The sequence below is a fragment of the Neisseriaceae bacterium genome, assembly GCA_016864895.1.
In the GTDB taxonomy this organism is placed as follows: Bacteria; Pseudomonadota; Gammaproteobacteria; order Burkholderiales; family Neisseriaceae; genus QFNR01.
Map to the genome: position 1 here is coordinate 106532 of CP046107.1, position 11517 is coordinate 118048.

Annotated in this window: 8 protein-coding genes; 6 read left to right on the forward strand and 2 right to left on the reverse strand. The window is 31.6% G+C overall.

Annotated elements, in window-relative coordinates; genetic code table 11:
• The first annotated feature begins 86 nt into the window (after positions 1-86).
• On the forward strand, positions 87-467 hold the full coding sequence (locus tag GKC53_00490; GenBank protein QRN41801.1) for an RNA-binding protein: 381 nt from the start codon (positions 87-89) through the stop codon (positions 465-467).
• 494 nt (positions 468-961) lie between these two features.
• Here GKC53_00490 and GKC53_00495 read toward each other — a convergent pair whose 3' ends face one another.
• Complete coding sequence (locus GKC53_00495) at positions 962-1438, reverse strand: hypothetical protein (GenBank protein QRN40656.1); 477 nt, start codon at positions 1436-1438, stop codon at positions 962-964.
• 1143 nt (positions 1439-2581) lie between these two features.
• Between GKC53_00495 and GKC53_00500 the strand changes: the two genes are divergently transcribed.
• From GKC53_00500 to GKC53_00510, 3 genes are all read left to right on the forward strand, one after another.
• Entirely contained in the window at positions 2582-2875 is a 294-nt protein-coding gene (locus tag GKC53_00500) for a hypothetical protein (protein QRN40657.1), read from the forward strand.
• A 1209-nt stretch (positions 2876-4084) separates the two neighbouring features.
• Positions 4085-4390, forward strand: a complete 306-nt coding sequence (locus GKC53_00505; GenBank protein QRN40658.1) for a hypothetical protein — start codon at positions 4085-4087, stop codon at positions 4388-4390.
• Positions 4391-5661: 1271 nt separating this feature from the next.
• On the forward strand, positions 5662-6318 hold the full coding sequence (locus GKC53_00510; protein ID QRN40659.1) for a uracil-DNA glycosylase: 657 nt from the start codon (positions 5662-5664) through the stop codon (positions 6316-6318).
• 180 nt (positions 6319-6498) lie between these two features.
• On the opposite strand, the gene GKC53_00515 is transcribed toward GKC53_00510, so the two are convergent.
• On the reverse strand, positions 6499-6720 hold the full coding sequence (locus tag GKC53_00515) for an MbtH family NRPS accessory protein (protein QRN41802.1): 222 nt from the start codon (positions 6718-6720) through the stop codon (positions 6499-6501).
• A gap of 146 nt (positions 6721-6866) precedes the next feature.
• Between GKC53_00515 and GKC53_00520 the strand changes: the two genes are divergently transcribed.
• Together GKC53_00520 and GKC53_00525 are read left to right on the forward strand one after the other, a co-directional pair.
• Positions 6867-10316: an amino acid adenylation domain-containing protein gene (locus GKC53_00520; protein QRN40660.1), complete on the forward strand. Its 3450-nt coding sequence runs from the start codon at positions 6867-6869 to the stop codon at positions 10314-10316.
• On the forward strand, positions 10313-11503 hold the full coding sequence (locus GKC53_00525; GenBank protein ID QRN40661.1) for a GNAT family N-acetyltransferase: 1191 nt from the start codon (positions 10313-10315) through the stop codon (positions 11501-11503). Before GKC53_00520 ends, GKC53_00525 begins: the two co-directional genes overlap by 4 nt.
• Positions 11504-11517 lie beyond the last annotated feature (14 nt).

Here is an 11517-nt window from a genome sequence, read left to right on the forward strand (position 1 = left end):
TTTTTAAACTATGATTACATAGAGTAAAAACAATAAGAAATCTTAGTGAATTTCGAAGGGAGTTAAAGTTGGCTAATTTAGAATCAATGAGACTGGATAAATGGCTATGGTCTGCTCGTTTTTTCAAAACAAGGGGGTTGGCTCAAAAAGATATCGAATTAGGACGAGTGAAAGTTAACGGGGATAAGGCTAAAAATAGTAGAAATATTGAAGTGGGAGATGTTATTGAAATGCGATATAACTGTTTACCCTATAGATTTACAGTAGTTAAATTAAATTTACAGCGTAGACCTTCGATAGAAGCCAGACAGATGTATCGTGAGGATGAAGAAGTTATTCAACAACGTCAAGCTTTAAAGTTGCAGATTTCTTTGAATACCAGCACATATTCTTCCCCATATAGAGAAGGTCGACCAACCAAGAAACATAGAAGAAGTATAGAAAAATTAAAGAGAACTTTCAATTAATTAGTTAATAAACCTCCTCTTGTTAAATTCTCTAATACTATTTAGATGGTTGTTGATAAATAATATCTGTTTTTCAGTATATTTTTAAAGACTATATTGGATTTCATATACCATTTTCTAGTTGTATTAATGTTAGTAGAGTATAGGATTTATTTTTTTAAGAGATAGTAGGTGAGGGTGTTTGTTTAGGCGTAAATCCTATTTATCTTGAGATTTATCGATTTTCCCTGTCTATATCAAGCCATGAATCATGGCAGAATCCCTTGTGAGATTGTAGTCTCTGTAGGTGAGAAATATAGTAAACATTGGTAATAACATGAGAATTTTATCTGTAAGCCAATGGATAGGAACAGTATTTCTGATTTTCTTTTTGTTTTGACCTCAACTCATCTTTCTTATGAATGTAAGAGTCATCTTTCCAGTGTTGAGTGTATTATAAACACTATGTCAAATCATTACAGAACAAGAAAGTCATCATGCTAAAAAATTAATTCTTATACATCTCTTCTGAAAAGATATAAATGTATCAGATGATACTTTATTTCATCAAAGAAAAATGTAAAAAGCTCAAATATTATTTTCATCATCTCTGCTATCGTATTAATAACACTCTCGTTCATCAAAGGTGTTTTCCAGTAGGAGGCATAGAAAGATACTAACTTATTTTGTATCTTACCAACATGAACTGACATAATAAATGTTACAATATCAAATATTCTTTGCATGCCTTCGCCCGTATAAATACTCTCTTTTTTATAAAAAATGTTTTCCAATAGAAACAATAGTGAGTGTATTTTAAATCTAAAACTATTTTTACTCTCCAAAGTAGGATAGGCATGTTGCCAAAAAGAATAGGGTCTTAATTCTTGATTTAATTTAAGAACATCAGCTACATATTCAACATCCCTATTACGCCTATATCCCCAAATTTTTATTCGGAAGGAATAATCATCACATTGTCTAAGCCCCATATTCTCTCTTGTATTAACTCTTAATATCCCTAAATATTGGTGTTTCTCATTAAATAAATGAAAAAAATCTTGAGAAGGTATACGAGAAATTGTATATTAATAGTCTCTTTTTTCAGAAAAATAGATTTTTTCATTAGAAATATCAGAAGTGGAAGACGGTATGTATGTGTCGTTCACCCAAAAATAATTAAGAAAAAAAGATGTCAGAATTAATAGAATTAAAGAATGCCAAAACCAGTTTTATTATTCGTTTCATCAATAAATACTCGGGAGTGTAATTTGTCCCGAGTATAATCTAAAATTCTTTGGTAGTTAAACTTTTTTGTATACCAATAATTGCTCTTCTTTATTAAATACTGTTGATGAATCAAATTCATAAGTATATGACTTAACATTATCTAGTACATAACTATCTTTGGTAAATACATAAAAATCTTGGCCTTTACTATTTCTTTTTCGCCAGAGATTGAAAATTTTACTTTAGGGTGAGATAAAGGGTATGACGTATGGAATAGGTATTATTTTCGATGTTCGTTCTTACATATATTGACAAATGGTAGTTTTACTTCCTCTTTTCATAGTTTCAAAAATGTTTGCGCATTAATGTTTCTTAATATTATTGGCTATTCATGGTTAATTATTATAATAATACGTGCCAATCAAAAAACTATTAAATTTTTTATTGATGAGTTTTGGTATCGACTTAAATTTAAGACAAAAAAATAATAATATTGAGGAAAGTTTAAATACTGGTAAAACAACTTATCCAAAAATTAATTACTTCCCCCCTAATATTTGATTCATTTTAGATGAGGAAAAAACAAATTATATTTGACAAACCCGTAAGAGACAAACCCGTAAGAGACAAACCCGTAAGAGACAAACCCGTAAGAGACAAACCCGTAAGAGACAAACCCGTAAGAACTTAAATATTTCGAACTTATCTTAATATAGCATTAATTATCTAATGAATGATCCTTTTTTAAGCGACTGAAATTTTCTTTTTACTGCTCGGGAATTTTTTTGAAACCGTGACTAGATTACTAAAAAGTATTGAATATTTACTCAAAAAATAATATAATAGATTCGTATTGGTTGATTTCATGTAGTTCTATGTTTAACTTAGATAAGAAGGAGCCATATATGAAAAAAATGTCTTTTCTTTTGATGTTGGTCTTGTCAAATACCTCTTATTGTAATCCCTGCTGTTTCGATCTTTTGTCAGTCGCCAAAGATGTAATCGGTGTATTTAAAGGAAACACGCCAGATGATAAGCGGTCTGGAAGTAAGGAGGATCCATCTTTGGAAATCACTGCAAATAGCAATAGCAATAGTAATGTCAATATCAATGTTAATAGCAATAGAAATATCAATAGCAATGGTCGTGGTGGTAGATCTGGTAAATCTGATAGCTATGGAACTTCTGGAGGCTGTTAATAATAATGGTAGAGATACAAAAGTACCAGAATATCTTATAATCATAGATGTACTAGTGTGAGATATCCTAAATATCATCAATTAGATACATAGATGGGATAGAATAGGTACATGGTGGGAAGCATGTGGCAGTGTAGTAATGATCTTTCTAATTTGTTGAAAGGTAATGAAGGTAGTTGTGTGGAAAACTTAGTTTAGGGCATCGCTAAAGGCTTGGTTATTTAATACATGTTACGTAATGATTGAGGTAGTTAATATGACTGGTATTTTTTCTCGTATAAAGAAAATGTTCTCAATGAAGTCGGTTAAAGCAGATGCTGTATTTTTCATTTGTGTTCTTGTGATCCCACCTACAACTACCATTTATATTACTAATCATTTCAGTAATTTGAACCTATTTACGTTTTTGCTGATGAATGTGCTTGCTGTCTTTTTGATATTACCTCCTGTATATTTGTTAATCAGTAAGGTTATTAAAAAGGTTTTTAAAGATTAACATGCTCTCCATCTTTGAACAAATTCACACCATGCGCTTACTTTTGGCTAAGGTCTAAGAGAGAGTGTGGTGTCAACTTGTTCGTCAATTCTGCTTTCATAATCTTACCAGTCTGATATTTAATTTTTTTTCTAAATTTTTTATCATCTCTACTATTTTTGGGGTGGGTTAAAGATATATATATAATATTATTTTAGATGTCGTTGTTGTACGTATTGATAAATAGTAGGGTACTTCTTTATTAATGTACCTTACATTATTGGCTATGCATAGTTTATTAATCATTAATGCATGCCAATTAAAACTATTAAATTTTATTGAGGATTTTTGGTATCCACTTGTTTAAGATGACACAATATTGAGTAAAATTTAAATGGTGTAAAACACCTTATCCCAATACAACTATTTCCTGAATATTTGATTCGTCTTAGATGAAGAAAAAACCGAAGTATATTTGACAAAGATGTAGGAACTTAATATATCTAACTTATCTAAAGGGTATTATTTTCCAACGATCAATGCTTTTTTAAGTCATTGAAATTTTCTTGTTCTTCTTTTGGTGTGATAGATTGCTCTGGAAAATTCTTGAAATTATGACCAAATTTGGAAGGTTTATTGTATATTTAATCAAGAAATATTATAATTATAATGGGGAGTTGTAATGGATGGTTTCATGCGGTGCATGTTTAACTTGGATAAGAAGGAATTTACAAATGAAAAAAATATCTTTTCTTTTGTTGATGTTGATTTTGTCTAATACCTCTTATTGTAAATGGTATGATGGTCAAGGAGATAATATGTCTTCGATAGCTGGGGGGTTAATAGGTGCAGCTTTAGGTACAGTTGTGGGAACCAGTCCATTTGCTGCTGTGATTGGAGTGGCAATAGGTTCATATGTGGGATTCAATGCTTGGGAGAGCGTATATGACGCCATATATGGTAATAACAATGACACACAAGCCGATGACACACAGGTTGATGACACACAGGTTGATGACACACAGGTTGATGACAAATAAGCCAACTTCGGACATAATGTCCAAGATATAGTAGTATAAGGTAAGTAAATATTATAAACGATGTACATGGATGGGGTAGGTGCATGGTGGAAGGCGTGTAGCAACGTGGTAATAATTTTTCTATAACCTGTTGAATAGTGGTGGGGTACTGAATACAGTTGTATGGTAGACTTAGGTTAGCAAGTAGCTCAAATCTTGGGGTCGTTATTAATAAATGTTACGTAATTGAGGTGATTAGTATGACCGGTATTTTATCTTGTATAAAAAAAATGTTAACGATGAAATTTAGTGAAATAGATGTTTCATGTTTCATGTGTTCTATCATAATTGTCTCTCATAATATTGTTTATCTTTCTAAGCATTTTCATAGTTCATATCTAGTATTTTTGGTTAATTTGCTTTCTATAACTTTGATATTCCCTCCCGTATATTTATTAATGAGTAAGATTTTTAAAAAGATTCGTAAAGACTAACATATTCCCCATCCTTGAACAAATTGACACCATGTTCTTACTTTTGGCTAAGATCTATGAGAGAGTGTGGTGTCAATTTATTCATCAATTCTACAACTATGTGAGCTGTCAATTTTGGAGTGGTAAACTTGGTTTAATTCTTAAGTTTTCCGTTAAGACATGTAGAAATTACTGAAATTCCTACTAAAAATATAATTAAGTATTGACTCAGAATAATGATGGAATAATGCAATGAGATTGTATTGACGTGGTTATTAATGTAGATAAATCTATCATAGATTCAGATTTAACTTGTATCGCAGGTGTTATGAACTATAACAAATAGTTTCTCTGTTACTAGAGATTGTTACTAGACATTGATAGTATTACTAAACGCGATCGGTACGGATCAGATCGTATGAAGCTAACTTTATAACTTCATATTCTTAAAAGGGGGTAGGTTGGTTTAGGATAAGCAACTATAGGATCATAGCCAATGAAAAAAATTATTTATGTTAATCATTGCATTATACACTAGTATAGAATTTCCAATGAGTGAATAAATCTTTTTCGAGATAAATGAAATTAAAATGACCATTTAATAAGTCATTACCTAATGACTATAGTGCTTGATAATCAACATATTTACAAAATGAGACAGAGCTTTGTGGCTGTTGTTCTTTTTGAATCATGCTTTAGTTCAGAAAAATAAGCACTATGAAGCTGATAACAGTGTCAACTTCATGTATAGTAAAATAGTCAACTTACTAGAAACTATTAATTAAATAATTTATTCAATTAAAGTATGAGGAAAATAAAGTGGTTACATGGACTGATGTTATTGGTGATATTAAAAATACAGACTTTTTTAGAGATATTTTAATAAAAGTTGCAAGAGAGCGTACTCAATATTCTATCTACCCAGAGAAAAAAGATGTTTTTAATGCTTTTCGATTAACTGAATTTTCTAATTTAAAAGTAGTTATATTAGGACAAGATCCTTATCACGGGGTAGGACAGGCGAATGGTTTAGCGTTTTCAGTAGCACCAGAGATAAATATTCCTCCCTCCTTACAAAATATTTATAAGGAGTTACAAACAGATATTCCTGATTTTCGGATACCGGAACATGGCTGTTTAACCTCTTGGGCGCAACAAGGTGTGTTTTTATTGAATACGGTTTTGACAGTAAGGGCAGGTATGCCTCAATCTCATCAACATTTAGGTTGGCAACAATTTACTGATGAAGTCATTATGGCGATCAACCACAATAAAGAGCATGTGGTTTTTTTATTGTGGGGGGCATCAGCTCAGAAAAAAAGTGTTTTAATTGATCAAAGGAAACATTTAATTTTGAAGGCCTCCCATCCATCACCTTTGTCGGCATACCGTGGGTTTTTTGGCTGTCAACATTTTTCTAAAACCAATCATTTTCTGATAGAACATGGGTTAGAAGCTATCGATTGGAAAATATAGTATTCCAATAACTGAATTGAGTAGAATTATTCCTTGGTTTAGTTCGATAACGTTAATTAGTATTAATTTAAGTTTTTTTCCGGATGTGCAGCAAGAGAATAATCCCTTAAATGACTGGATATAATCTTCAACTATCATGCTGGAATATTGAGTCTCTACGCTAGAAAATCCTGATATTTTTTAGGTCTCTAGATTACGCATAGCCTCTTTTAATGATTTGGGACGCATATCTGTCCAATGCTCTTTCACATAATTTAAGCAAGTTTGACGATTTTTATTTTCTAGAACAATAGACCAGCCTTGTGGAATTTTACAGAAAGTCGGCCATAAAGAATATTGTTCTTCCTCATTAATTAGTACATGAAACATACCTTCTTCGTTATCAAAAGGATTTTCCATAATTCCCCTTAGTATACAAAATAAAAAAAAGATATTATAATTTTTCAAAAATAATAATGATAATGATAATCAAAATTAATTATTAATTCAAGTCATAGTTGTTGGTTAAATGGTGAGAATGAGATGTTTTGAAAGAGAGATAAATAGAAATGTTGCAAAATAATATGGAATTTTCACAATATAAACAGATAATTATTCGTCATGTGGAAGATATTTTGGGCAATAAACTTGATATTGCCTCAGATCAAAGTTTGTTTTCATTGGGATTTGATTCAATGAGAATAATGGCTTTATCTAGCCGATTAAGAAGTGATGGCTATGATGTTACTTTTGCAGATTTGATTAATAATCCAACTTTAGACGCGTGGACAAGCTTACTAAAGGACAAGGGTAAAACTGAAAACTTATATAAAAATTTTAAAGTAGTTGGTGAAGAGTTTCCCCTTGCACCCATGCAATATGCTTATTGGGTTGGTTCTATGGATGGACAATTATTGGGAAATGTAGCAGCTCATTTATATGTTGAATTCGAAGGTCAAAACTTAAATATACAGAAATTTCGCCAATCTTTACAGAAGTTAGTCAATAGACATGATATGTTGAGAGTGAAAGTTCTTGATAATGGCTATCAAAAATTTTCTACACTCCTTAATTTCGATCCATTGGTGATTAATGATTTATCTTCACTAAGTAGCTTGGAGTCCAGTTCTAAATTGGAAATTATACGGCGTGAAAAGAGTAGTCAGACAATCTTTAAAAATCAGAAAAAAGTTTTTGAATTTACACTTACCTTATTATCACATGGTAAATTTAGATTACATGTAGATATTGATATGTTAGCTGCCGATGCAGTGAGTTATAGAATATTATTGAATGACTTAGCGATATTGTATAGCGATTATGGTGAATTACCTTCAATTAATTATTCGTATAGGGACTACGTCCTAACAAAGTTAAATAATATATCTGCTCACAAAGAGATTGATAAAAGATGGTGGAACGAAAGAATAAAAAACTTCCCTAATCCCTTACAACTTCCTTTAGTCAATGATCAGAATCTATCAGAATCAATGCAATCGACGAGGTTGTTTTATTGGATTTCTCCGGAAAATAAGCAGAAAATTGAAACATTTGCGAAAAATAATCAGGTCACAATGGCTATGACTTTATTAACCGCATTTGCAGAGGCAGTTGGTACACATTCTAAAGACAAAAAATTTTTTTTAAATCTTCCATTATTTAACAGAGAACAATTTCATCCTGATGTTGATTTATTAGTGGGCGATTTTAGTTCATCTGTGCTTGTTGAAATAGATTTAACAAATAAACAGACTATTATTGAAAGGATAAAAAGTATTAGTCACTTTTTTATCGAAAGTGTTACTCATAATAGCTATTCTGCTTTAGATGTATTAAGAGATCTAAGTAGAAATAGAGGAACCACAGTATTAGCACCAGTGGTGTATACCAGTGCTATTGGATTGGGAGAATTATTTTCAGAGCAAGTTACTCGAAACTTTGGTAAACCTGTTTGGTTGTTATCGCAAGGCCCACAAGTAATTTTGGATGCTCAAATTACAGAGTATGAAAGAGGTTTTTTGGCCAATTGGGATGTTAGGGAGGGTGTGTTTTTACCTGGTGTAATTGAATCTATCTTCAGTATATACCAAGAGAATATTGAAACAATTATTCAATCTGAAAAAAATTATCAAAAATATTTTAAAAACAATGTTATAGAAGAACAGATAAAACAAAGAAATAAATGTAATAACACTCTTTATCCAGTCAAGCATCATATATTGCATCAAAAATTCTATGATCATGCTGCTGAACAACCTGAAAAAACAGCAATATATTATCAGCATGGAGATGGTATAAAAAGGATCAGTTATAGGGAACTAGCGAATTTATCCTTAAGAGTAGCCTCATTTTTAGTGTCTCAAGGAGTTAAGCCAGGCGTAAAAGTGGCACTGTCATTAGAGAAAGGTCCACAGCAAATTATTATCTTATTAGGTGTACTTGCTTCTGGTGCAACCTATGTTCCTATTGGAATCAAGCAACCTCAAGTTCGTAAATTATCAATTCTTACTACTTCAGAATCTACTTTTTATATTGTAGAAGATTCATCACTCACAGTTAAGGCAGACAATGTAAGAATTATTACTTCTAAAGAGTGTTTCAATAGTATTGAGACACTATCTGAACCTATAACTATTAGTTCAGAATCAATCGCATATATTATATTTACATCAGGTTCTACTGGTAGCCCTAAAGGTGTAGAAGTGTCACATAAAGCAGTTATGAACACTTTAGAAGTAGTTAATTACCTTTTTTCTGTTAGCAGAGACGATATTAGTTTAGCATTTTCCTCATTAGAATTTGATTTGTCCATTCAAGATATTTTTGGGTTGTTTAATGTGGGTGGTAGCACAGTGGTGATTAACGAAGACGGTCGCTATGATGCAGATTATTTGCATCAGCAAATAACTCAATTCAAAGTAACACAATTATATGCAGTACCTAGCATGTTGGAAATGTTACTTTCATCAGAACAAAATGCGGTTATGCCAAGTTTACGTTTAGTGATATTGGGTGGAGATAAGATATCTCCTGAATTATATTACCAATTCAAACGTCATAATCCACGGTCTAGATTTGCTGGTTTCGGAGGGGCGACTGAAACAGCGATACATTGTACTTATTATGAAGTTAAAGACCAACTAAATTCTTATTTCACCTGTGTCCCTTACGGCTATCCTTTATTAAACAATGCCTGCCGTGTAGTGGATATGAGCGGTAATGATTGCGCAAATTGGACTATTGGTGAATTATGGATCGGAGGCCTTGGGCTGGCTAATGGCTATATTAATTTACCAGATAAAACTAAAGAAAAGTTTGTACAGAAAGATGGACAAACCTGGTATAGAACAGGTGATTTGGCTAGGTATACCAATGATGGAGTGGTGGATTATATTGGCCGTTGTGATAATCAAATAAAACTTAGAGGATACCGAATCGAAATTGATGAAATCGAAGGTGTAATCAATAGAATTAAAGAAATAAAAAACACAGTTGTTATGGTGATCAAAGACAGGGGTGTTAATTTAGTTGCTTTTGTCCAGGTTAAAGAAAATGAAAATATTACCCCCAACCATATCAAAATGTACTTAGAAAAATATTTACCATTGTATATGATTCCTGAACGGATTGTTGTGTTAGATAAATTTCCTTTAACCAGTAACGATAAGATTGATCGTAAGGCATTATCAGATGGTTATGTCCAACAGAATAATGATAAGGGAAAAACAGCGCCAAAGACATATTTAGAATCTCTATTGGCGAAAAAATTTACTGATTATACGGGGGTAGATTGTGTCTATTTAGAAGATGATTTTTTTCAATTAGGTGGGGATTCGGTTTTGGCAACACAAATGATTTCTTCCATTAGACAGACTTTAGATTTTGAAAAAATTTCTGTTTCTGATCTATTTGAAAATAGAACACTGTTTTCTTTTACCCAAAAATTAAAAGCATTGGAAGAACAAGAAGGAATTTTAGAAAAGACTGCAGAAATATTGGCTGAATTGGATGAAATATGAATGAGGTACACAACATGAGTCTATCATATATGAAGTTATTAAGATGGTTAAGAGAAAATCATGTCACAATTGATCGATATGAAATAGAGTTACCTTTATTCAAGAGTAGCAACAAACGTGTTAAGGTGTATTTTGAATATGTGTCTTTGACAGGGTTCCATCGTGTTGAAAAAGTTGTATTGTTAGAAAACAATTTAGAGTTACCATTATCAGAATTAGCTATTGATAGGTTGTTACATCAGGAAGCAAATTACCGTACTAAATCCTATACTGATGTCTTTACAGATTCTCAACAATTTAATGATACAGGATTATTTTCTTTAACGAACTGTGAATTCACTGAAAGGTTTCTAGTTGGAGATAAATTATTCAATATAGCTATATCATCTCAAAATCAGGATCAAGAACTAGAGAAAATAAATAAATTAAAGAAAGAATTGATGTATTTAGAAAATCCAATAGTAGAATTTTGGCTATCGAGTAACTTTATTCCAGGATTATCTTCTTTTTATCCGATGATGGATGGTATTGGAAATATAGATAATGTACCGTTTCATGTTTTACCTCGAATCAAAGGAGGTGAGCAGGTAGGAAGATTATGGTTAAATAATCCACTTAACCCAGAGATAGATAAATCAATTGTTCCTTCACTTGACTTTTTTGATCCATTTGAACTATCCAATGGTTGGTCTATGCGAGATGTGAGTATGGAAGATTTAAATAAAATTCATCAATGGATGAATGAACCCATATTGGCTAATACCTTTCACCAAAATTTTTCGTTAGAGGCATGGTATGAAGAATTAAATCATTTGATTCAATCTCCTTTTACACGGCCTATGATTGGTTCTTTTCAAAATGAAGAGTGTGCTTATATAGAATTTTATAGACCTGCAGTTGTGCAAATGGGAAGATCTTTTTTGTTTGATCCTACAGAAATTGGATTTCACTTAGGAATAATTAAGGCAGATTTACTCAATAAAAAAATGGGGCGAAAAATCATTGATGACATCAGTAAATTATTATTAATTTATCCTAAAACATTAGTTGGCGGCACGATGGGTGAGCCAGATGTCAATAATTTAAGTATGTTCAAAGCTGCCACCAAATATGCTGGATATCATGTGGCTACTATAGCTATGCCACATAAATGTTCTTATGTAGTTAGATGCCATGAACAAAATTAATAGGTTTGACTGAT